This window comes from Streptomyces sp. NPDC001617, assembly GCF_053596855.1.
In genome coordinates, this window is sequence record NZ_JBSFHA010000008.1 from 83,904 (window position 1) to 106,320 (window position 22,417).

General features: G+C 73.4%; 18 protein-coding genes. 8 read left to right on the forward strand and 10 right to left on the reverse strand.

Annotated features, from left to right (window positions below; genetic code table 11):
• Positions 1-2 precede the first annotated feature (2 nt).
• The 4 genes from ACWC09_RS09035 to ACWC09_RS09050 form a co-directional block, all read right to left on the reverse strand.
• Complete coding sequence (locus ACWC09_RS09035) at positions 3-1,409, reverse strand: FG-GAP-like repeat-containing protein (RefSeq protein WP_450849881.1); 1,407 nt, start codon at positions 1,407-1,409, stop codon at positions 3-5.
• 68 nt (positions 1,410-1,477) lie between these two features.
• Positions 1,478-2,452: an LCP family protein gene (locus ACWC09_RS09040; protein ID WP_450849955.1), complete on the reverse strand. Its 975-nt coding sequence runs from the start codon at positions 2,450-2,452 to the stop codon at positions 1,478-1,480.
• Between the two features lie 187 nt (positions 2,453-2,639).
• Positions 2,640-3,989 (reverse strand): endo-1,4-beta-xylanase, encoded by a 1,350-nt coding sequence (locus ACWC09_RS09045; protein WP_450849882.1) that lies wholly within the window; start codon positions 3,987-3,989, stop codon positions 2,640-2,642.
• Between the two features lie 102 nt (positions 3,990-4,091).
• Entirely contained in the window at positions 4,092-5,153 is a 1,062-nt protein-coding gene (locus ACWC09_RS09050) for a LacI family DNA-binding transcriptional regulator (protein ID WP_450849883.1), read from the reverse strand.
• A 167-nt stretch (positions 5,154-5,320) separates the two neighbouring features.
• Between ACWC09_RS09050 and ACWC09_RS09055 the strand changes: the two genes are divergently transcribed.
• Together ACWC09_RS09055 and ACWC09_RS09060 are read left to right on the forward strand one after the other, a co-directional pair.
• A complete protein-coding gene (locus ACWC09_RS09055) occupies positions 5,321-7,624 on the forward strand; it encodes a beta-xylosidase/alpha-l-arabinosidase (RefSeq protein WP_450849884.1) in 2,304 nt (767 codons plus the stop codon).
• A 38-nt stretch (positions 7,625-7,662) separates the two neighbouring features.
• On the forward strand, positions 7,663-8,148 hold the full coding sequence (locus ACWC09_RS09060) for a hypothetical protein (RefSeq protein ID WP_450849885.1): 486 nt from the start codon (positions 7,663-7,665) through the stop codon (positions 8,146-8,148).
• A gap of 55 nt (positions 8,149-8,203) precedes the next feature.
• Here the strand turns inward: ACWC09_RS09060 and ACWC09_RS09065 are convergent, their stop codons facing one another.
• Genes ACWC09_RS09065 through tsaB form a run of 4 tightly spaced genes read right to left on the reverse strand, consistent with a single transcriptional unit; the run spans position 8,204 to position 10,755 of the window.
• Positions 8,204-8,461: a hypothetical protein gene (locus ACWC09_RS09065; protein ID WP_450849886.1), complete on the reverse strand. Its 258-nt coding sequence runs from the start codon at positions 8,459-8,461 to the stop codon at positions 8,204-8,206.
• Positions 8,458-9,543, reverse strand: coding sequence for a tRNA (adenosine(37)-N6)-threonylcarbamoyltransferase complex transferase subunit TsaD (tsaD, locus tag ACWC09_RS09070; RefSeq protein WP_450849887.1), 1,086 nt, complete (start codon positions 9,541-9,543; stop codon positions 8,458-8,460). Before tsaD ends, ACWC09_RS09065 begins: the two co-directional genes overlap by 4 nt.
• Complete coding sequence (locus ACWC09_RS09075) at positions 9,536-10,069, reverse strand: GNAT family N-acetyltransferase (protein WP_450849956.1); 534 nt, start codon at positions 10,067-10,069, stop codon at positions 9,536-9,538. Before ACWC09_RS09075 ends, tsaD begins: the two co-directional genes overlap by 8 nt.
• 29 nt (positions 10,070-10,098) lie before the next feature.
• Positions 10,099-10,755, reverse strand: coding sequence for a tRNA (adenosine(37)-N6)-threonylcarbamoyltransferase complex dimerization subunit type 1 TsaB (tsaB, locus tag ACWC09_RS09080; RefSeq protein ID WP_450849888.1), 657 nt, complete (start codon positions 10,753-10,755; stop codon positions 10,099-10,101).
• 114 nt (positions 10,756-10,869) lie between these two features.
• On the opposite strand from tsaB, the gene ACWC09_RS09085 reads away from it, so the two are divergent.
• Positions 10,870-11,424 carry a hypothetical protein gene (locus tag ACWC09_RS09085; RefSeq protein ID WP_450849889.1) on the forward strand — a complete coding sequence of 185 codons (555 nt, stop codon included), beginning with the start codon at positions 10,870-10,872 and terminating at the stop codon, positions 11,422-11,424.
• Between the two features lie 56 nt (positions 11,425-11,480).
• Here ACWC09_RS09085 and ACWC09_RS09090 read toward each other — a convergent pair whose 3' ends face one another.
• Positions 11,481-12,338, reverse strand: a complete 858-nt coding sequence (locus ACWC09_RS09090) for an aminoglycoside N(3)-acetyltransferase (protein ID WP_450849890.1) — start codon at positions 12,336-12,338, stop codon at positions 11,481-11,483.
• A complete protein-coding gene (locus ACWC09_RS09095) occupies positions 12,335-13,432 on the reverse strand; it encodes a hypothetical protein (protein WP_450849891.1) in 1,098 nt (365 codons plus the stop codon). The genes ACWC09_RS09090 and ACWC09_RS09095 overlap by 4 nt, the downstream gene beginning before the upstream one ends.
• 131 nt (positions 13,433-13,563) lie before the next feature.
• On the opposite strand from ACWC09_RS09095, the gene ACWC09_RS09100 reads away from it, so the two are divergent.
• From ACWC09_RS09100 to ACWC09_RS09120, 5 genes are all read left to right on the forward strand, one after another.
• Positions 13,564-15,933 (forward strand): large ATP-binding protein, encoded by a 2,370-nt coding sequence (locus ACWC09_RS09100; protein ID WP_450849892.1) that lies wholly within the window; start codon positions 13,564-13,566, stop codon positions 15,931-15,933.
• A 107-nt stretch (positions 15,934-16,040) separates the two neighbouring features.
• A complete protein-coding gene (locus ACWC09_RS09105) occupies positions 16,041-16,943 on the forward strand; it encodes an AAA family ATPase (RefSeq protein ID WP_450849893.1) in 903 nt (300 codons plus the stop codon).
• The gene (locus ACWC09_RS09110; protein WP_450849894.1) at positions 16,940-18,244 is read left to right on the forward strand and encodes a hypothetical protein; all 1,305 of its coding nucleotides are present in this window, start codon (positions 16,940-16,942) and stop codon (positions 18,242-18,244) included. Before ACWC09_RS09105 ends, ACWC09_RS09110 begins: the two co-directional genes overlap by 4 nt.
• Positions 18,241-21,168: a hypothetical protein gene (locus ACWC09_RS09115; RefSeq protein ID WP_450849895.1), complete on the forward strand. Its 2,928-nt coding sequence runs from the start codon at positions 18,241-18,243 to the stop codon at positions 21,166-21,168. The genes ACWC09_RS09110 and ACWC09_RS09115 overlap by 4 nt, the downstream gene beginning before the upstream one ends.
• 28 nt (positions 21,169-21,196) lie before the next feature.
• Entirely contained in the window at positions 21,197-22,414 is a 1,218-nt protein-coding gene (locus tag ACWC09_RS09120; protein ID WP_450849896.1) for a toll/interleukin-1 receptor domain-containing protein, read from the forward strand.
• Positions 22,415-22,417: the final 3 nt, after the last annotated feature.

The window sequence follows — 22,417 nt, forward strand, 5'->3', positions numbered from 1 at the left end:
AGCTAGTTGACCTCGAACCCGAACGCGGCCTTCGCGTACGGCGCCCCGATCGCCTTCGGCCCGAACAGCAGTGCCGCGTCCGTCACGATCCCCGTCGGGCGGGCGCGCAGCGACCACACCGCGCCCTTGCCTCCGTCCTCCCCCACGGCCGCGGCCGCGAGGTCGGCGTAGCCGTTGCCGTTGATGTCGAGCAGCTCGACCGCCGAACCGAAGTCGTCGCTCAGTTCGGCCGTGCCCGGGACGCCCTTGGTGTTCTGGGTGAAGGACTGGGCGCCGTGGCCGGTCAGGCCGGACCCGGTGCCGTACAGGAGGTCGACGGTGCCCGCGTTGTCGTCGTAGCCGAGTTCCTTGCCGGGGACGCCGACGGCCAGGTCGGCGATGCCGTCGCCGTTGATGTCGCCCGCGGAGAGGGACGCGCCGAAGCCGTCGACGTCGTCGCGCGCCCCCGGCACGCCCGGCGTGTCCTCGCTGTACGTCTTCCAGGTGTCGCGCGGGCCGACACCGGAGGCCGAGCCATAGGCCACCGTGACCGACGCGTCCAAAGCCGCGCCGACGGCGATGTCGTCGTGGCCGTCGCCGTCGAGGTCGGCGACGACGATGCCGCCGTCGGTGTCCGGGACGGCGTCGGGGGTGGGGGCGGGGGTCAGGCCGGAGGAGGAGCCCGTGTACAGGCGGGTGCCGTACGCACCGTCGCCCTCGTAGATGCTCAGCACCAGCTCGTCGCGGCCGTCGCCGTCGACGTCACCCGTCGCACCGTCCCGGACGTCGTAGTACGTGAGGTGGTCGGCGTCGAGGGAGGTCTCCGTGCCGTGCCTGCCGGAGCGGGTGAAGGGGCCGTTCCAGACCGATGCCGTGCTGCCCTCCGGGTCGTCGCCGACCGCGGGCTGGGTGCGGAAGAGGGTCAGGTCCAGCCTGCCGTCGCCGTTGAAGTCGCCGGTCTGGGTGTTGGTGGCGGGAACCGGCCTCGCCCCCGCACCCGACAGGCCCTTCGGGCCGCCCCAGACGATCACCGCGTCGGTCTTGCCCGCGCGGTTGCCGATCACCAGGTCGGCATGGCCGTCGCCGTCGAGGTCCCCGCGGGAGAGCTGGGCGCCGAAGCCCTCACCGGTGGCGGCGCTGCCCGGAATGCCGCTCGTGGAACGGGAGATGACGGTCCGTCGGCCGGTGGACAGGCCGTGCGGGCCGCCGTACATGACCGTCACGTACCCGGCCTTGGCGTGTCCGGCGACGGTGCCTCCCGGAGCGCCGATCGCGAGGTCCGCGTAACCGTCGCCGTTGAAGTCGAAACGGACGGGCACACGGGTCGCGGCCTCGGCTCGGGTGAGGTCCTGTGGCGGGGCGACCCCGAGCGCGACCAGGCCCGCGACGATCGGTACGGCCCACCGGCGGGGCAAAGACAGGGAAAACACCGGGATACCCCCTAGTTACGGTGACACCACTCAAGACTCGTCGCCCGTCCCTCGGGTTGTAGCCGACCTCAGCCCAACGACTCCCAGAGCTTGTTCGCCGCCGGCTCCTTCGCCACCACCCGGTTGGCGTCCGACGGTGCCGTCACGACCGGCATCATCACCGTCTTCACGCTGTCCGACGACAGACCCTTGAGGCTCTCCCCCAACTCCACCAGCTCGCTCAGCGAGTCCAGCCCCGTGTCCGTCGTCAGGCTGCCCGTCACCGCGTCGGCGACCTCATAGAGCTTGGCGGGGCTCGTCAGCAGGCTCGTCGAGGCGATCTGCTCCAACAGGGCCTTCACCAGCTTCTGTTGCAGGCCTATACGGCCCAGGTCACTGCCGTCGCCTATGCCGTGCCGGGTCCGGGCGAGGGCCAGGGCCTGCTTGCCGTTCAGGTGGTGCGTGCCGGCCGTCAGGTGGAGGTGGCTGTCGTTGTCGTCGATGTCCTCCGTCGTGGTCACGGTGACCCCGCCCAGCGCGTTCACCAGCTTCGCGAAGCCCGAGAAGTCGATCTCGAGGTAGTGATCCATGCGGACGCCGGTGATCGACTCGACGGTCTTCACGGCACAGACCGGGCCGCCCACCGAATACGCGCTGTTGAACATCGAGTTGTACGCCACCGCTGTGGAGCCCCCCGACTTCAGCGGGCACGACGGCCGCGTGACCAGCGTGTCCCGCGGGATGCTCACGATCGTCGCCTTCTTACGGCCCGCGTCGATGTGCACGACCATCGCCGTGTCGGACCGGGCCCCCGAACTGCTGCCCCCGCCGAGCGCCTGGTTCGCCTTGCCGCTGCGCGAGTCCGACCCCAGGACGAGGATGTTCAGGGAGCCGGTGGGGAGCGGGGACGCGGAGGCCGATGCGCTCGCCGACGGGGTGGTCACCGCCTTCGCCGGGCGGTCGTCACCCAGCGCCTGGTTGATGTCGACGCTCTTGATGTTGTGGTCGAGGTGCCAGTACGCGAAGCCCGCCGCTCCCACGCCCAGCACCAACAGGCCCGCCATGGTGAGGCCGGCGATCTTCAGTACGGTCGACCGCCGGCCCTTGGGTCTGGCCGCGTCACCGCTCTCCGCTTGTCCCGACTCATGTCCCGTCACGGGCAGGAACGTAAGTGTGAATTATTAGGAGATTGTTAGCGGAGACCGCGAGAGGCCCGTTTCTTCGGAGAATCTCATGCTTCTCAGTCGACGATCAGCCCAGTGTCACCGTCGGTACCGGATTGCTCCCGCTCCACGACCCGTTGAACCCGAAGGTCACCGAGGACCCGTCCGGCACCGAGCCGTTGTAGGAGGCGTTGGCGCAGCTGACCGCCGCCCCGCTCTGCGTGCACGTCGCGTTCCAGGCCTGCGTGACCTGCTGGCCCGCGCCGAACGTCCAGTTCGCCTTCCAGGAGGACAGGGAGGCGCCGGAACAACTGATCGTCACCTGACCCGTGAACCCGGTGTTCCACTGGCTCTGCACGCTGTACGACGCCGAGCACGCGCCCGTGGAGGGCGGCGGCGTGGTCGTCGTACCGCCGAGGGCCTCCGCGATCGCGGAGTACGCCGGTTTCGGCGCGTAGTTCTCGTCGTACGGCGTCGCCGCCCCGTACCCCGGGAAGGTGCTCGGCACCCAGGAGTCGGAGTCGGTGAAGCCCCAGACGGTGACGCCGGCACAGCGGGTCACGGCCACGCAGGCGGCGACGACCGACTTGTAGTCGGCGGCCTGCTGGGCGAGCTTCGTGCTGTCGGACGGCAGCGCCATCCGCACGTCCAGCTCGGTGATCGCGACGTCCACGCCCAGGTCGGCGAAGCGCTGGATGTTCTGCTGCAACGTCGACGGCACCTGGCCGAGGATCAGATGGGCCTGGAGGCCGACCCCGTCGATCGGGACGCCTCGGCTCTTGAGGTCCTTGACCAGGTTGTAGAGGGCCGTGGACTTCGCGTTGACGCCCTCCACGTTGTAGTCGTTGATGTACAGCTTCGCCGCCGGGTCGGCCGCGTGGGCCCAGGTCAGGGCGCTGGCGATGTAGTCCGCGCCGAGGCCGTTGTACCAGAGGGTGGAGCGGTAGGTGCCGTCCTCGTTGAAGGGCTCGTTGACCACGTCCCAGGCGGTGATCTTCCCTTTGTAGCGGCCGACCTCGGTGGTGATGTGGTTCTGGAGCAGGCTGCTGAGCTGGGCGGCCGTCCAGCTGCCGTTCGTCAGCCAGCTCGGGTTCTGGCTGTGCCAGACCAGGGTGTGGCCGCGCACCTGCTGGTTGTGGGCCTGCGCGAAGGCGACGATCTGGTCGGCCTCGGTCCAGTTGAAGGTCCCCTGGGTCGGCTCGACCGTGCCCCACTTCATGGCGTTGCCGGGGGTGAGCGAGTTGAACTGCGCCCCCGCGATGTCGCCGTATGTCCCGGTGAGCTTGGAGCCGGTGACCGCCGTACCGATGACCTTGCCCTTGGCGGCGGCGAGGTCGCGGAGCGGGGTGTCGGCGGCATGCGCCGCGGGCGCCGTGAACAGCATCGCCGCACCGGTGACAAGTGCTGCCAGGGACAAGCCGGTTCTCAGAGATCTCATGGCGGGTGCCTCCGAAAGTTTCGGTCGTACAACCGATTGGCTTCGGAGGAGTGTGGAGCGGCTCACCCCACCCGTCAATACGTCAACTTCCGGCCACCCGCGTCACGCGGACGGCGCTGCCGTACTCGCCCTGACCACCAGACTGGTCGCCAGCTCCACCCGCGTGGCCACCGGAGGTTGGTCCTCCCGCCCCAGGTCCAGCACCAGCTTGGCCGCCGCCTCGGCCATCTCCGTCAGCGGCTGCCGTACGGTCGTCAGCGGCGGCCCCACCCACGGGGCGACCGGCAGATCGTCGAAGCCGACCACGCTCAGGTCCTCCGGGATGCGCAGACCCAGCTCGCGCGCGGCCTCGTAGAGGCCCAGCGCCTGAAGGTCGTTGAGGGCGAAGACGGCGGTGGGCCGGTCCGGGCGGCGCAGCAGCTCCAGGCCCTGGCGGTAACCGGCCTCGTGGTGGAAGTCGCCGGTGACGATGAGGGCCGGGTCGACCGGGAGGCCGGCGGTTTCGAGCGCGGCACGGTATCCGTCGACGCGGGCGCGGCTGCACATCATGCGGGTCGGACCCGTTATGGCACCGATGCGGGTGTGGCCGAGTTCGATCAGGTGCCGGGTGGCGGCGAGCCCGCCCTGCCAGTTGGTCGCGCCGATGGACGGGACGTCGACGCCCGGGTCGCCCGCCGGGTCCATGACCACGAACGGGATGGAACGGCTGGTCAGCAGCGCCCGCTGGGACTCGTCGAGGCCGGACAGGACGAGGATCACGCCGTGCGGGCGACGGGCGGCGACCTGGTCGGCCCAGGTCCGCCCCGGCGTCAGCCGCCCGGCGCTCTCGCTCAGCACCACGCTCAGCCCGGCGTCCCGCGCCACGTTCTCCACACCCCGGATGACCTCCATCGCCCACGCGCTCTCCAGTTCGTGGAAGACCAGGTCGATCAGGGGCGAACGGCTGGCCTCGGCGCGTCGGCGCCGATAGCCGTGCGCACGCAGCAGCTCCTCCACGCGGCTGCGCGTCGCCGGCGCCACGTCCGCACGTCCATTCAGGACCTTCGAAACAGTCGGCGCGGACACGCCGGCCTCGCGGGCGATCTCGGCGAGGGTCGCGGTCTGCGCCGACCGGCCTGTCGTCGGGGTTGTCGTCCGGGTTTCCAGGGGCTCCGGGGGTGTCATGGCGGCGATCGTATCCCTGCACGACCTCTTGACGAACCTTTCTCACCGCCCTAGGTTCCCGGAACATTCGAGGTAAATATCGAAACATTCGCGAGAGGGCTCGCCCCAACTCGGCCAGAGAACTGGAAAGAGCACTGGAAAGAGCACTCGACAAGAGCAGGAGTTTCATGACCACCGCTCCCTGGCGTGACCCCGCCCTGCCCGCCACCGCCCGCGTCGACGACCTCCTCTCCCGGATGACCCTCGAGGAGAAGACCGCCCAGCTGTACGGCGTGTGGGTGGGCGCCGCCACGGACGGCGACGGAGTCGCCCCTCTGCAGTCGGAGATGACGGCCGATGACGACTGGGACGAGCTGATCACCCACGGCCTCGGCCAGCTCACCCGCCCCTTCGGCACCGCCCCCGTGGACCCGGCGCTGGGCGCGCAGGCGCTGGCCCGCGCCCAGCGCCGAATCGCCGCGGCGGGCCGTTTCGGCATCCCGGCGCTGGCGCACGAGGAGTGCCTGGCCGGCTTCACCACCTGGCAGGCCACCGCCTACCCGGTGCCGCTCGCCTGGGGCGCGAGCTTCGATCCCGCGCTGGTCGAGGAGATGGCGGCCGCCATCGGCCGCGACCTGCGCTCGGTCGGCGTCCACCAGGGCCTCGCTCCCGTCCTGGACGTCGTACGCGATCCGCGCTGGGGCCGGGTCGAGGAGACCGTCGGCGAGGACCCGTACCTGGTCGGCACGGTCGCCACCGCGTATGTCCGGGGCCTGGAGTCGGCCGGGATCGTCTCCACGCTCAAGCACTTCGCCGGGTACGCGTCCTCGGCCGGCGCCCGCAACCTCGCGCCCGTGCGGGCCGGTGTCCGTGAGTTCGCGGACATCACCCTGCCGCCGTTCGAGATGGCGCTGCGCGAGGCCGGGGCGCGCTCGGTGATGGCCGCGTACACGGACACGGACGGCGTCCCGGCCTCGGCGGACCCGGGCCTGCTGACCGAACTCCTGCGCGAGCAATGGGGGTTCACCGGCACGGTGGTCGCCGACTACTTCGGCGTCGGATTCCTGCAGAGCCAGCACCGGGTGGCCGGCACCGAGGCGGAGGCGGCCCACGCGGCGCTCGCGGCGGGCCTGGACGTCGAGCTGCCCACCCTGAAGTGCTACGGCAAACCGCTGATCGAGGCCGTACGAGCGGGCCGGATCCCCGAGTCCCTGATCGACCGGGCGACCCGCCGAGTCCTGCTCCAGAAGTGCGAGTTGGGGCTGTTGGACGAGGGATGGAGCCCCGAGCCGACCGCCCCGATCAACCTCGACTCGGCGTCGAACCGCGCGATCGCCCGCCGCCTCGCCGAGGAGTCGGTGGTCCTCCTGGACAACCCGGACGGGCTCCTCCCCCTGGCCCCCGACACCCGTGTCGCGGTCGTCGGCCCCCGCGCCGCCGACGCCCTCGCCATGCTCGGCTGCTACTCCTTCCCGTCCCACGTCCTCACGCACCACCCCGAGGTCCCGATGGGCATCGAGATCCCGACGGTCCTGGAGGCCCTGCGCACCGAACTGCCCGACGCCAAGGTGACGTTCGCGGACGGCTGCGGAGTCGACGACCCCGACACGTCCGGCTTCGAGGAGGCGGTGGCGCGGGCGTCGGAGGCGGACGTGTGCGTGGCGGTGCTGGGCGACCGGGCGGGCCTGTTCGGGCGCGGCACGTCGGGCGAGGGCTGCGACGTCACGGATCTCCGACTGCCGGGCGTACAGGCCGACTTGCTGGACACCCTCGTGTCGACGGGCGTCCCGGTGATCCTGGTCCTGCTCACCGGCCGCCCGTACGCGCTGGGCCGCTGGCACGGTCGCCTGGGCGCCGTCGTCCAGGCCTTCTTCCCGGGGGAGGAAGGCGGCCCGGCGGTGGCGGGCGTGCTGTCGGGCCGCGTGAACCCGTCGGGCCGCCTGCCGGTGAGCGTCCCCCGAGTACCCGGCGGCCAGCCGTGGACCTACCTCCAGCCCCCTCTGGGCCTCGCGGGCGAGGTGAGCAACCTCGACCCCACCCCGCTGTACGCCTTCGGCCACGGCCGCACCTACACGACCTTCACCTGGGAGTCGGATGCGGCGGGGGCCGAGATCGGCACGGACGGCTCGTACGACATCGCTGTCACCGTCCGCAACACCGGCGACCGCGCGGGCGCGGAGGTCGTCCAGCTGTATCTGCACGACCCGGTGGCCTCGGTGACCCGGCCGGACGTACGGCTGATCGGTTACCGGCGGCTGGAGTTGGAGCCGGGAGAGGCCTCCCGCGTCACCTTCCACTTCCATGCCGACCTGTCGGCCTTCACGGACCGCTCACAAGTGAGGGTGGTCGAACCGGGCGCGCTGGAACTACGGTTGTCGGCATCCAGCGCGGAGGTCCGGCACACGGCACGGCTGAGTCTCACCGGCCCGGTCCGGGTGCTCGGCACCGACCGGCGGCTGCTGTGCGAGACGGAGGTGTCGAGGGCGGGGTGACCCCGGACCTCGGATGTGGGGGGACGATGGTCCGGTACGTGCATCACGAGCTGTGGGCCGCGGCGCTGATACTCGCCGGCGTCGCCGTCGGCTGGGCGGCGGCGGTCGGCACGGGCCAGAGTTCGCCGGTGCGGGGCGAAGCCGTCGCGGTGCTGATCACCTGCGCGCTCGGCTTCCTCGTCCTGTCGACGGTGCTCAGGGCGTCCCGGCTCAAGTGGGTCGGCCGGCTGCGGGAGTTCGAGGACGCGACCTCTCTGCCGGACACCGACCGGCATGGTCACCGCGCCGCCTTCGCCCCCCGCATGCTCGGCCTGTTGCTGCTGCCGGCCCTGTGCGTGTTCGTCATCAGGGACACCGGAATCGTCGCGGTCCTCCTGGCCGTGGGGCTGGACTGGCTCGGCGGGGCGGTGGCGGGCGCCGGCTGGGAGCGGGTGAGCGGCCGGCGCCTGTGGCTGGCCCCGGACCCCGACGAACCATGGAGGCTCTCCTACTCCCCCGCCCGGCCGGTGCCCGGCGCCCACTGAGGGCTCCTCCCCGGAAGAGCATCCGCAACCGCCCGCCACGGAAGACGGTGGGCCATCAGTCGGACGCCACCGGCTCGAACCGCCACCGGTGCACCGCGCGGGTCACCAACTCCCCGGCAGGTTCCGGGAGTTCGGGCAGCTCGGCGTCGTAGGCCGCGTCCCACCAGGTGATGACGAGGACGCGGTCCTGTGGGGCGCGGAAGGTCTCCCGGCGCAGTGGCTGCGACGGCAGCTTCTGCGCCCGTGCCCAGGCGAGCAGTTCGGCTCCCCGCCCCTCGACCGCCCGCGCCTCCCACATCAACGCGACGGTCACGAGTAGAGGTTCCCCGTGCCGACCTCGTGGACGTGGTCGCGTCCGGGTACGTGCGGGTCGGTCACCGGCAGCGAGGAGTCCGCCGACAGGTCCCAGCTGGAGGCGGCCCGGCCCCGGGCCACCATCTCCGCGCCCAGTGCCGCCACCATCGCCCCGTTGTCCGTGCACAACTTCGGCCGCGGCACCCGGAGTTGGATCCCCGCCTTCTCGCACCGCTCCTGGGCGAGGGCCCGCAGCCGCGAGTTGGCGGCCACACCACCGCCGATCATCAGGTGGTCGACGCCCTCGTCCTTGCAGGCCCGTACGGCCTTCCGGGTCAGGACGTCCACGACCGCCTCCTGGAAGGAGGCCGACACGTCACGCACCGGCACCTCCTCCCCCGCCGCCCGCTTGGCCTCGATCCAGCGGGCGACCGCCGTCTTCAGACCGGAGAAGGAGAAGTCGTACGCCGGATCGCGCGGCCCCGTCAGACCCCGCGGGAACGCGATGGCCGTGGGGTCGCCCTCGCGCGCATAGCGGTCGATGACCGGGCCCCCCGGGAAGCCGAGGTTCAGCACGCGGGCGATCTTGTCGAAGGCCTCGCCGGCCGCGTCGTCGATGGTCGAGCCGAGCGGTCGTACATCCGAGGTGATGTCCGTCGACAGCAGCAGGGACGAGTGGCCGCCGGACACCAGCAGCGCCATCGTCGGCTCGGGCAGGGCCCCGTGCTCCAGCTGGTCCACGCAGATGTGCGAGGCGAGGTGGTTGACGCCGTACAGCGGCTTGCCCAGCGCGTAGGCGTACGCCTTCGCCGCCGAGACGCCGACCAGCAGGGCGCCGGCGAGGCCGGGACCGGCGGTGACCGCGATGCCGTCCAGGTCGCGGGCGCTCACCCCCGCCTCCTTCAGCGCGCGGTCGATCGTCGGGACCATCGCCTCCAGGTGGGCGCGGCTCGCCACCTCGGGCACGACTCCGCCGAAGCGCGCGTGCTCGTCGACGCTGGACGCGATCGCGTCCGCCAGCAGGGTGGTCCCGCGGACGATGCCGACGCCGGTCTCGTCGCAGGAGGTCTCGATGCCGAGGACGAGAGGTTCGTCAGCCATGGATCCCGGTTCCTTGTACGGATGTGGATGGGTCGGTCAGTCGCATCACCAGGGCGTCCACGTTGCCCGGCTGGTAGTAGCCGCGTCTGAAGCCGATGCTCTCGAAGCCGAAGCGCTCGTAGAGCTTCTGGGCGCGGAGGTTGTCGATCCGGCACTCCAGCATCACTTCGGCGCACTCGAAGTCGGTGGCGGCCCGGAGGAGTTCGGTCAGGAGCACACCGCCGAGGCCGGTGCCCCAGTGGTCGCGGGCGACGGCGATGGTCTGGATGTCGGCGACCGCGGCGAAGCCGCTGTCGGATGCGGTCCCGGAGGCGGTCCCGGAGGCGGTCCCGGAGGCGGTCCCGGAGGCGGCGAGGCCCGCGTACCCCACGAGCCGGTCGCCCTCCTCGGCGACGACGTACCGTCGCGTCGCCTCGGGGCCGCGCGCATGCGCCAGCTCGGACCAGAACATGCCCCGGGACCAGGTGTCCTCGGGGAAGAGGTCCTTCTCCAGCTCCAGCACGGGATCGATGTCCCACCAGCGCATCTCGCGCAGTCGAGCAGTCACGGCGTCGGTCACTTGGGGGTGACCACCTTGTAGTTCTTGGGGACCTGGGCGTCGGGCCGGCGCAGGTAGAGCGGCCGGGGGGCGGGGAGCTCCTCGCCGGCGGCGAGCCGCTCGGCGGCCAGGGAGGCCAGCGCCGCCGCCGACACATGCTCCGGCTCGTGTGCCTCCGGGAAGGTGTCCGGGTACAGGAGCGCGCCCGCACCGACGGCCGGCAGCCCGGCGACCCGGTCGGCGATGTCGACGGGGCGGTCGACCGCCGGGTCGGTCAGCCGGGTCCGCGAGTCCGCGTACCGCGCCCAGTAGACCTCCTTGCGCCGGGCGTCGGTCGCCACCACGAAGGGGCCCTTCCGGATGTCGGCCGCGTACGCCAGCCCGTCCAGCGTGCACACACCGTGCACCGGGACGCCCAGGGCGAGCCCGAAGGTGTCGGCGGTCATCAGGCCGACGCGCAGCCCGGTGTAGGGGCCGGGGCCGATGCCGACGACGATGCCGGTGACGGCGTCCAGCTTGAGGCCCGCCTCGGCGAGGACGCGGTCCACGGCAGGCAGCAGCAGCTCCCCGTGCCGGCGCGCGTCCACCTGGCTGGACGAGGCGATGACGTCCGTGCCGTCGTGCAGGGCGACGGTGACGGCGGGGGTGGCGGTATCCAGAGCGAGCAAGAGCACGCAAACAGCGTACGGCGGTTTGGGGCACGGCATTGCCGTCCGGGTGGGGCGCGTGGGGACTGCTACGGTCGCCGGGAAGCACGACGTACGAGGCGATGGGTCAGGTGGGCGACGGTGGCGAACGGCAGCTCGGGGTTCGTGTTCGGGCTCACCACGGCGGCCCTCGCGACGGTCGGCGTCCTCGCCTACCAGGCCTCGGCGGCGGTTCCGGTCGGCCTGGGCAGGCCACAGGCGAGCGCCTCCTCGACGGCCGCCGCCTCGAAGGCGTCCCGCGACACGAAGGGCCCCGCGGCGCTGCCCGGTGTGTCCGGTTCGGGTAAACGGGTCGTGTACGCGCTGGACGTCGACCGGGTGTGGCTGGTTGACGCGCACAACAGGGTCACCCGTACGTTCACGGTCACGCCCGGCAGCCTCGACCCGGTCCCCGGCACCTACCCGGTCACCTCCCGCGCCAACTCGGTCACCGGCACCGACGGCACCCCCATCGAGCACGTCGTCCGCTTCACGGCCGTGGACGACGTGGCCATCGGCTTCAGCGCGGCGGTGGGCAGGGCGAAGTCCACGGACGACATCGAGGTGCGCACCGGCGGCATCCGCGAGTCCCGCGCGGACGGCGCCGCGATGTGGGAGTTCGCGACGATCGGCGTGAAGGTGGTCGTGATCCCCTGACCCGGTGATCACGGCGACGCGGTGATCACGGCCGGGCCGTACGAGCCGCGGCAGCGTCACGGCATCGCGTACGAGCCGTCCTCGGTGCTCGATCGTCGCTCGGTCAGCCACTTGGACGCGTACGCCACCGCAGGGGCCAGGGCGAAGAGGCGGCAGTCGGCCCGGCCCACCCGGCCCCGGGCCACCGGCCGCTCCGCCAGCGACTCGTAGGACTCGCCCAGCTCCGCGAAGACCGAGGCGTCGAAGTCCACGTCCCGGTAGCGGTGCCAGCGCCGCCCTCCCGAACCGTCGGCCACCGCACAGCCGTAGTCCCGCGTGCCCTGCCCCGGCACCCGGTACTCCGCCAGGTGGAAGGCCGTGCAGACGGAGTAGCCCACGCCCAGCAGCAGGATCCGTGCCTCCAGTTCCTCCAGCCGGGCGAGCGGGGAGTCCTCGCCCAGGTGACAGTCCAGGGCGTGCCCGGCGGTGATCCGCGCGGCGGCCGGCCCGAGGGCGGCGAACGAACTCTGCGGGTGGCCGCTGCGCAGCGCCCCGGGACGGGTGCGGACCTCCTCGGGCAGGACGCCGACGCCGAAGCTCGGGGTCCGCGCGGGGTCGAACGCGGGCAGGGAGGCACGCAGCCGGGGCCACTCCCCGGCCGGCACGGCATAGCCCCGTGTGACGGGCCAGCGGGACGGGTCGGAGTTGTCGGGGGTCTGTGTGTAGACGACGAGGGTGCCCTCCTCGCCCAGCACGTCCAGCAGGGAGTCGGCAACCGCCCGGGCTCCACCGCGTACCGTCCCGAGGGCGCTCAGGGACGCGTGCACGAGCAGGGTGTCACCGGGCCGGATCCCCAACGCCCGCCACCGGGCGAGGAGTTCCTCGCGGCCGAGCGGACCGGGCGAGCCGGCGGGGCGGACGGGACCAGTGGTCATCGCAGCGCTTCCTGCCGGACTCCGACGACTTCGCGCAGCTCGTCCGGCGGCAGCACGGTCCACAGCAGCCGCAGGTCGTGGCGGACCGCGGAGGCCAGCGGTCTGCCCTGCGTGCCGGTCCCGTCCAGGAACTCGCGCAGTCCCACGTCCCCGCCCCTGGCCATGGTGTACGGCGGCACCGAGTGCCGGGACAGCACCAGCGCCCCGGGACCGGTGCCGTCCGCCGCTCCGGCTGCGAACAGGCGTCGTACGTCGTGGAAGTGGCGCTCCTCCAGACTGCCGATGTCGATCACCCTGGCGTTCTCCGGCACCGGACTGCCCTGCTCCAGGACGAGCGGGACGGCGGCGCGGTCGTGCACCAGGACGTGGGCGGCCGCGTACAGCAGGGTCTGCTCGTCGGCGGTGGCGCCGCCCTTGCCGCCGAGCCGCTCGACGACCTCGGCCCGCCGGGCCGGGGTCAGGCTCCGCACCAGGTCGCTCAGCGCGTCGAGGACATCGGCCGACGGCAGCGTGCCGTACACCCCGTAACGCCCGGGAGCCAGCGACGACAGAAGCCGGTCGAGCCGGCGGGCGAGCAGGTCCGTCTCCGCGGCCACGACGGGCCCGGACAGTCCGTTGACCCGGCAGCCGAGGGCACCGGCGAGCACGATCTGGAGGTGGGCGGCGCGGTGGCCGGCCTCGGTCAGCCGTGCCGCCATCCGGACGGCCGGGAGGACATAGCTGAGCGCACGGAGCGGCACCTCGGTACTGGCGCCGTACACGACCCGCAGGACCAGGGGGGCGCGGACGGCCTCGCCGACGGTCCGCAGCAGCGGCTCGACGCCATGGCGGGGCAGGCCCCGGACGTAGCCCGTGCGTCTGGCCTCGGCCCCGATGATCGCGTTCAGCAGCCGCGGACGCGCTCGATTGACCTCGCCGGTCTCCTGCGCGTCGGTGCCCGGCGGAAGGGTGCCGAGAGCGCTGCGGACGTCCCCGTCGGTCAGCACATGGGGCTCCTTGCCGAGTCCCAGGACAGGCACCCCCCGCATGATCGCAGTGAGCAGGTTCGCCTGCTTCTTCCCCAGGGGCTGCTCCCCGACGCACACGTTCGGCATAGTACCTGACAATTCGCCAATAAACCCTGAATGGTTACGAGTTGATGGCGGGGATTCTGCCACGGCCGGTCGCCCGGCTCGTGAGAAACTGGAAAGCAGGTACGCAAGCCGCATTACCGCCGGGGGATGGGATGGTGCCCGTGTACCGCTACGCCGTCAGCTACGTGCGCGGCAGGGACGAAGCCTGGGTCGCGAGATTCCTGGACGAGCTGAGACGGCGCCTGGACGCCGTGGACGGCCCGGTCTTCCACCGCCTCGTCCCGCCACCGGACCCCTCGGGCGCAGCGGACGGGCGGGGCGGACAGGACCGGACGTACGGCGTCGAGACCGCGGACATCGTGCTGGCCCTGTGCAGCCCGGCGTACTTCAACGAGGGTCCGGCCCACCAGGACTGGGCGGTCCTGACGCTGCGCCGCAATCTGGGGCAGGCCCGGACCGGGACCGCCCCGCAGCCGGCCCTGCCGCTGGTCTGGGAGCCGGTCGAGCGGCGGCTGCCGGGGCCGGTCGCCGCGGCCGACACGTTCTCCGCGGGCCAGCCGCCCGAGTACCGCTCGCTGGGGCTGGCCCTGATGACGATGCAGGCCCCGCGCTACCGCGGGGCGCTGGACCGGGTCCTCGACGGGATCGTGGCCCGTATGACCGCGCTGGCCGAGGGCACGGCCCCGGCACCCGAGCTGGACGACCGTTCCGCCGGGAGTCCGCCCGACGCGCTGGCGGCGGACGACACCGCCTTCACGGAGCGGTTCCGCAAGGAGGTGGCACCGGTCCTGCCCGCGATGCCGGTCGCCCGCACCCTGAGGGACCGCGGCAGCGGGGACGCGCAGGAACCACCTCCGGCGGAGCCCGGCACGGCCACCGAGCGGCTGCCGGAGCTGGGACGGCGCATCCTTCTCGTCGGTCCCACCGGGGCCGGGCACAGCACCGAACTCGCGCGGCTCGCCGGACAGGCGCTGGACGACCCGGGACGGGGACCGGCCGGCGCGGGCCGGGCGCCCTGGGGCTGCCGGATACCGTTCCTGCTGTCGGCGCGTTCGGGGGCGCTGCCCCGGCTGAACGGGATGGTGCCGACGCTCGCTCCGCTGGCGGCCCCGCAGGAACCGGCGGGCTGGGCCGCCCGCCAACTGCGGTCCGGACGCGCCTTCCTGGCCGTCGACGACCTGGACGCGGTGCCCGAAGGCAACCGCGCCGCCGTGTGGAACCAGCTCCTGCGTCTGCTCGACGCCCACCCCCAGGCGCCGTGCGTCATCGCCACGAACGGAACCGGAGTGCCCTGGGCCCGGCTCGGGGACGCCTTCCGGGTCGTCGGGCTGAGTCCGCTGTCCCCGGACGGCGTCCGCACCCTGCTCGCCTCCCTGACGGCGGCCACCGCCGAGGACCGGCAGGCCCGCGCCCTCCTCACCCGGCAGCTCGACATGGACCCGCTGCTCGTCGGCGTGTCCACGCGCCCGGCCGCCGTGGCGGCGCTGGTGCGGGCGGCGAGCGGCCCCGGCCGACCGGGGCCGGTTCCCCGGCACAGGCTGCTGCGGGCCGGCGTCTCGGCGGTCTGGCGGCGGAGCCGTGAGGCACAGCCCGGGCCGGCCGGTCCTCCCGTACCCGGTCTCACCGCGGACCAGGTGCCCGACAGCGTCCTGCGGGCGGCCTCCGGCCGGCTGGCCGTCGCCACGCTCGGACTGGACAGCTCCCGCATCCCGCTGCGGACCGCGCTGGGCGCCCTGCGCGACCCCGGTGCATCCGACGCCGCGTCGCCGGAGCGGCTGCTGGCCGCACTCGCGGACCGGGCCGGCGTGGTGTTCCGTCCCGGCCCCGACACCGTGGCCTTCCCGGGCCCCGAGGTCAGGACCTTCCTGGCGGCCTACCACCTGGCGCACGCGCCCGGCACCAACACCGACGAGCTGCTCCTACGGCACCCCTCCCCCGGGCTCCGCAAGCTGCTGGACCAGCTGCGGGCGGCCGAGTCCGACAACGGCACCTCGCGCAGTGTCCTGGCGCCGCCCGGCCGCCCGCCCCGGCGGCTGCCGGCCATGAGCCCGCGCCCTCGTGCGTCCGTGCGGCGGGTGCGCGTACGGTCGTCCGCCGAGGTGCGCGCCCTGCTCCGGGCCGGCACCCCCGTGCCGGAACTCTGCTGCTCGGGCCCCGTGGAGGGGCTGGCCGAGGCGCTGCCACGGCTGCCCGGGCTGCGCTCGCTGGTCCTCACGGACGATCCGGCGCTCGTCGCACTGCCCGAGCTGGACGCCTGCCGGTCACTTCGGTCGGTGCGGATACTGCGCTGCCCGAACCTGCGGGATCTGACCGCACTCGAGACCTCGGCGGTCATGTTCCTCGGCATCGACCCGTGGCCGGACCTGCCGGTGCCGGACGCCCTGCGCCGGGCGCCCTGGCTGAGCGGGGTGGACCTGGTGGCCCACGGCCCGGGGCCCGGCCCGTCCGGCCCGACCGTTCCGGCGGCCCGGCCTGGCACCGGGTTCCCTGAGGTCCGCATACGGCGCCGGCCCCAGGACTGACGGCTTCACCGACGGAGCGCGGCCGCGTGTGCGGTGGGTGCCATGGGGAAGAGAGCAACCGGACGCGCTGCGCCGGAGCCACACGCTGACGATGGGGGACAGTAGGCTTGATCAAGCTTTTCGACCCTGCCGGGGAGTCCGAGCGGCCCACGGAGGTCGGCCGCATACCCGTGCGCGACACGGCCCGCCTCGACGACCAGGTGTATCTCTTCGACGACCGGACCGTCCTGGCCGTCAACGTCGCCCTGGCGTCCGGCCGCCCGTTGCTCGTGCTCGGCCCGCCCGGCTCGGGCAAGTCGGCGCTCGCACCGAACGTGGCGCGGCTCATGCGCTTCCGCTACTACGCGGAGGTGGTCACCGCCCGCACCGAACCACACGACCTGCTGTGGCGCGAGGAGGCGTTCCGCCGGCTCAACGACGCCACACGCGGCCGGCTCAGGCATCCCGGTTCCCGGGCCTACTTCCGGCCGGGCCCCCTGTGGAAGGCGCTCGATCCGGCCGTGGACGAAGGAGGCGTGCCCGCGTTGCGCGACCGTCCGGCGGTGGTCCTCATCGACGAGATCGACAAGGCCGACCCCGATGTCCCGGACGCCCTTCTCGACCCGCTCAACAACCTCCGCTTCGTGGGACCGGACCGCCGGACGGTGACGGCACCCGAGGGCATGGGCGCGCCCCTCGTGGTGATCACGAGCAACCAGGAGCGGGAGCTGTCCGCCGCGTTCCTGCGCCGCTGCATCCAGCTGCAGCTGGAGCCACCGGACCGCGAACACCTCCTGGAGGTCGCCCGGTTGCACATGGGCGACGACTACGACGACGCGCTCGCCGTGGAGTTGGCCGAGATGTTCGAGAACGGGTCGGTGGCGACCCGGCCGACGGCGAGCACCGCCGAGTTCCTCGACACCCTGCGGGCCTGTCGCCAGATGGGCCTGACGGCCGACTCCGGTGAGTGGCGGGCCGTCGCGGACCTCGCCATGGTGAAGGGCTCCCCCGACACCTCCGCCTACGCATGAGCACAGGCCCGGCCCACCTGGGGGACCTGCTGCGGTCGGCCCGCGTCCTGGGGGTGTCCGATCCGGACGAACTGGCCACGCTGGCGGCGGCCATGGGACTCACGCTGTCCTTCGGCAGCCCCTCCGCCTCCGCCCGTCCGTCCGACGCGTCGAGCGACCGAGGCCCTCGCGCCACGGACCCTGCGCGGCCCTCCCCGGACGGCGGTGCGGCCCCGGAGGGCCCTGACGCCACGGACCCCGCACGGCGGTCCCGCGACGGGGGTACGGTCTCGGAGGACCCCGGCGCCGCGGACCCCGCGAGGCGGTCCCGCGACGACGGTACGGCCGCCCGCACGGGCCCGGCCGGTACGGACGCGTCGTCGGCGCACACCGCGCCCTCGGCGCCCGGCGGGGGCGGCACCTCCACAGGGCCGAACCACCCGAGTCCGGGGACACCGGGCTCCCCCGACAGCCCTCCGGAGCAGCCACCCGACCCGGACACCACGCCGCCCACCGGCGGTTCGCTCCTCCTGATCCGCGCCGCGCGCCCGGCGCCGGACCTGGAGGCAGGACACCCGCTGTGGCGCGAGAGCGTTGCGACCGACCCCCGCGACGACGGCGCCGAGGCACTCCTCGGCCACGCCGAGGCGTTCGACGTGCCCTGGGCGACGGCTCCGCCGCGGCCCGCGCCGCCGTGGAACCCGCGGACCGAGCGGGCCATCTTCCTCGCGCTGGCCGCCACCCGCCGGACCGGCCGGGCGGTCGACCACCTCCGGCTGGTGGACATGGCCGTACGGAGCCTGGCGGGTGGCCGGGGCGCCCGGCCGCGTGTGCCCTACCGGCAGCGGTCCACCACCCGTGCCGGGGTGCTGCTGCTGATCGACCGAGGCGAGTCGATGCGTCCCTTCCGGCACGACCAGGAGTGGGCCGCCCGGCTCGCGGCCCGCATCCTGCCACCGGGCGGGCTGCGCGTTCTGGACCTGCGCATCGCCCAGGGGGTCAGCCGCGACCGGGGGCGCACCTGGGACCCCCATCCGGTGCCGCCGCACGGACAGCCGGTGCTCCTGCTGTCCGACCTCGGGCACCTGCAGCCACCGCTGCCCGGCCGCCACCACTCCTCGCCGGCGCGCTGGCTGCCGTATCTGCGGCGGCTGCGCGAGGCGGGCAGCCCCGTCGTCTGTCTGACCCCCTATCCGGCGGAGGAGTACCCGGTGGCCGTCCGTCAGGCGGTCGGGCTGGTCCCGCTGGATCGCCGGGTGTCCGTACGGTTCGCCCAGACCGCGGCCCGCCAGGACCCGCGCCGGGCCGGGCGGCCGCGATGACGGCCGCGCCCGAGCGCAGCGGCGCGTCCCGGCTGATCGCGGAGCAGCGCCGGTTCCAGCCCGACGTGGTCCGGCTGGCCCGGTCGCTGTGCCTGGCCGCCCAGGCGGAGCCGTACTTCCTCAGAGGCGCCCGGCTCCGGTTCGCTCCGGACAGCGGCACCGGCCTGGAGGCCCGGCTGTGCTTCTCACCGCTGGTGGAGGCCGCCGACAGCCGCGCCCTGGTGCTGTATCCGGAGGTGAGCGCCGCGCTGCGGCGGGAACTGTACGTCCACGATCCGGTGCTGCTCGGCTCGGTCCGCGACTTCACCCTGTCCGCCCATCGCTGCGCACCGCCCCTCGTCCGCGGTTTCGAGGAACTGCTGTGGTCGGCGACCATCGGCCCGCCGCCCGCCGAGGCCGACGTCGAACGTGCCCTGACCCCGCTCTTCCGGCAGGTGCTCGCCCAGGGCCCGGCGGCCGCCGAGGCCGGCCGCTGGATCCTGCACTTCCTGCCCCGGCTGCCGGAGGCCGTACGGGATTCGCTGCCGGCCTGGCGGCTGCAGATGATGGCGGCGGAGCGGCTGGGCATGGAACCGCCGCCCGGTCTGGTGACCCGGGCCGACGCCGACGAGGTACGGACGGTGCGGGCGCTGGTCCACACCGAGGTGGACATCGGGGTCCGGGTCGAGCCGGACGGCCTGGCTCTGAGCCGCCCTCCGGAACGCGGCGCCCTGGTCTGCGGGGCGAGCGGGGCGGGCCGGGTCCGGCTGCGGCTGCGCGGCGCGCTGCCCGGCGCCGAATGGCACGAACTGGACCTCCACGACGGCGAGCACACCGCCCTCAGCCTGAGCGTGGCCGCCGAGGCCCGCGCGGACGGAACCGTCCTGACCGCGCAGGCGGAGCTGGGCGGCACCCTGCTGTGTGCGCGGGCCGGCCACCGCGCGGCGGTCGCGACGACCGCGGACGGCCGGACCGTGCTGCGCGTCGACGACGGCGAGTCCGTGCTCTCGGTCGCCCTGCCCGCCGAGCCACGGCTGCTCGCGGTCGCCGACGCCGGCCCGGCGTCCACGGCGGTCGTCGACGACGACGGGCTGCACGTGGTGACGACTGCCGTGGACGGCACGGTCGACGCCGTACGGCATCCGCTGCCGACGCGGCCGACGGCCGTGGGCTGGTCCCGCACGGCACAACGCGGCGTGCTGTGCCTGGCCACGGGCACGGACGTACTCCTCGTCGACGACGGCGCCCCCGCCCGGACACTGGGCACACTGTCGCATCCGGCCCCGGTGGTACGGCTGTGGTGCTCGGTGCGGGCCGGCCTGGTGGCCGCGGCGGACGCGCACGGCGGTGTGACACTCCACTACCTGACCGCACCCGCGGAGACCGAACCCATCCGCCGGCAGCCGGGGCCGAAGGTCACCGCCCTGTGCGGCGACCCGTGGTCCGGTGCGGTGGTGTGGGCCACGGCGGACGGACGGGTGCACGGGGTGAGGGGTGCCGCGGTCGGGGGCCGTACGGCCGACGCCACGACGGGCCTCGCGGCCGGGGGCGGTCCAGCCGACGCCACGACGGCCCCCTCGGCTCGGGAAGGTCCATTCGGCGCTACGACAGACCTCGCGGCCGACGGCGATGCAGCCGACGGCACGACAGCCCCCGCGCCCGGTGCGGCCGGCGCGACGCCCGGTCCCCCCACTGTGCTGGGCACGCTGCCGGCGTCCGCCTCCTCGCTGGCGCTGCTTCCCGAAGCCGGTCTGGTCGTCGCCGCGGACGGTGGTGGCCGGCTGCTGCGGCTGGCCTGGCCTGACGGCGGCGCGGTCACCGCGGCCCCAACGCCCTTCCGGGTACGGGAGGTTCATCCGGCGGCGGGCGGGCTGCTCCTGCTGTCGGGGCACGGCGGCGAGGTGGAGATCCGCGCGGAGAACGGCCAGACCCATCTGCTCACACCGGGGCCGGTGCCCATCCCGCCGGACGAGTCGGGGCCCGGCTGGCTCCGGGACAGCGTCGGGATCGTGCTGTCGGCGCGGAACACCACGCTGCCGTCCGGCATCAGGCACGGGGGCATCGGACACATCACACTGCCCGCCTCCCTGCCCCCGGGCTCGGAGGAGTTCACCGGGCTGCTGGCGCGGGCCCACGAGGAGGGGCTGCGCGTGCTGGCGGAACTGGCGCCCCCGGACGAGTACTCCCCCGACAGCGAGGTGCTCAGGCGGGCCTACGAGCTACTGGAGGCGCCGATCGACGGGCTCCGGCTCCCAGACGCCGGCCGGTGGCCCACGCCCCTGCTCACCCGCCTGCGCCATCTGCTGGACGCCTACCCGGAGTCGGCGGTCGTCACGACGGGCGGCGCTGCCGACGCGCTCGGCGCCGGGCACCTCGCCCTGGACCCGCCTCCGGAGCCGGCCGACCCCGCCACCCCCCTCTCGTCGTACGGCACCTGGGTCCTCCCGGACGGCCTCCCGAGACCGCGGGCCTGTCTGCTCCTGGCACTCTCGGGATGCCATGAGGTCCCCGCCTCGTTCCCGGCCGATCCGGCGCTACGGCCCCTGCTCGCGGCCCGCGCCGGACAGCTCGCCCTGCGCCACGGCGGGGTCGAGTGGGTGCCCACCCGTGCGACAGGGGTGACCGCCGTCCGCCGGGACCATGCCGGACAGAGCGTCCTCTGCCTGACCAGCACGGCTGCCGCCCCGGTCACCGCCTGGGTGTCCCTGCCGGACACGACCGCGCGGACCGAGCTGATCGAGATCGCCCGTGACGGCCCGGACGACCCGCCCGACGGGCCGCCGGTGCTGTGGCCGTCGGCCGACGGTCCACCGGTCCTACGCCCGTCCACCGACGGCCTGGTCACCGTCCGGCTCGGCGTCGGCCGCACCCGCTGGTTCCGGATCCGCGCGGACGCGCACCCATCACCGACCGGGCCCGACCCCTTCGCCCCGCCCGCCCGCTGACATGCCCCGGTCCCGTACGAGGAGTCCCATGCCCGCCCCCCATGTCTTCCTCAGCCGCAGCGAACCGCAGGGCTGTACGTGCAACTGCTGGCCGGCCCGCCGTGCCATGGAGGAGCTGCTGTATCAGGAGGGCTGCGAGCCGGTCGTGGTGGACCGGGAGTCTCTGGTGCCGGGACAGGACTGGATGGAGGCCATATCCGACGGCATGGGCAGCGCGCACGGCATGCTCCTGATCGTCTCGAACCACGCCCTGCGATCCGAGCACGTACAGAACGAGCTGGCCATGGCGGAACTGCGCAACCGGCACGACGGATTCCCGGTGATCCTGCTGATGCTGCCGGACGTGACCCTCGACGCGCTGGAGAGGAGCGGGCTCGGATCGCTCAACCCGAACAGACGCCAGATGGTGGAGTGGCCCGGCGGCGCAGACATCGAGTCCGTACGACGCGGCATAAGGCCCCAACTGGAGCTGATGCGGGCGGAGTTGAGCGGAGCCAAGGTGCATCACCGGGTCGTCCACCATCTGCGCGAGGTGGACGCGGAGAGCCTGAGCCGGGCCGGTGCGCTGCTGGGGGTCCCCGTCGAGATGCTGTCCCTGCTGATGCGCCATCGGCTCGCCTCGGGCCTGCTGACCGAACGGCCGAGCGAGCCCGAGGCCGACCCGCTGCGCGCGGCTCTCACCGAGCTGCTGCCGCTGTCCGGTCCGGAGGCCTCACGGGAACTGATCCAGCTGAGCGTGACCCATGCCCGGGTGCCCGCGATGGAGGCGGACCGCATCCGCCGGGTGGCCGGCGACGGTTCTCCCCGGGTCGCGGTGCTGCCCGCGCGGTCCACGGAGACGGCACGCCGATACGTCCACCGGGCCAGTGAACAGCCGCTGCCCTGGGACCACTTCGTCGTCACGCTCAGCGCGGGCGCCGGCGTCCTGGGGGATCTGGTCCAGCACATCGGGGAGGAACTGTTCGAGGAGTTCGACATCCACGACGAGGAGACGCTGCGCGAGCACGAACAGGACTTCGGCCCGGTGGTCGTGATCGTCCCGCACGCCCCGGACACGGACCTGGTCAGAGCTCTCGATGCGGCGTACCCGGTGGGGCTGCTGTTCCTCTTCGTGGTGGACGGCGAACTCCTCGGCGCAACCGGCGCGCACACCCGGTTGGAGGGTCTTCCCGCCTGGCGGGAGGAGGAGATGAACCGCACGGTGCGGCGGTTCGTCCGCAAGTACGGGACGTCCCTGAACAACTGACCG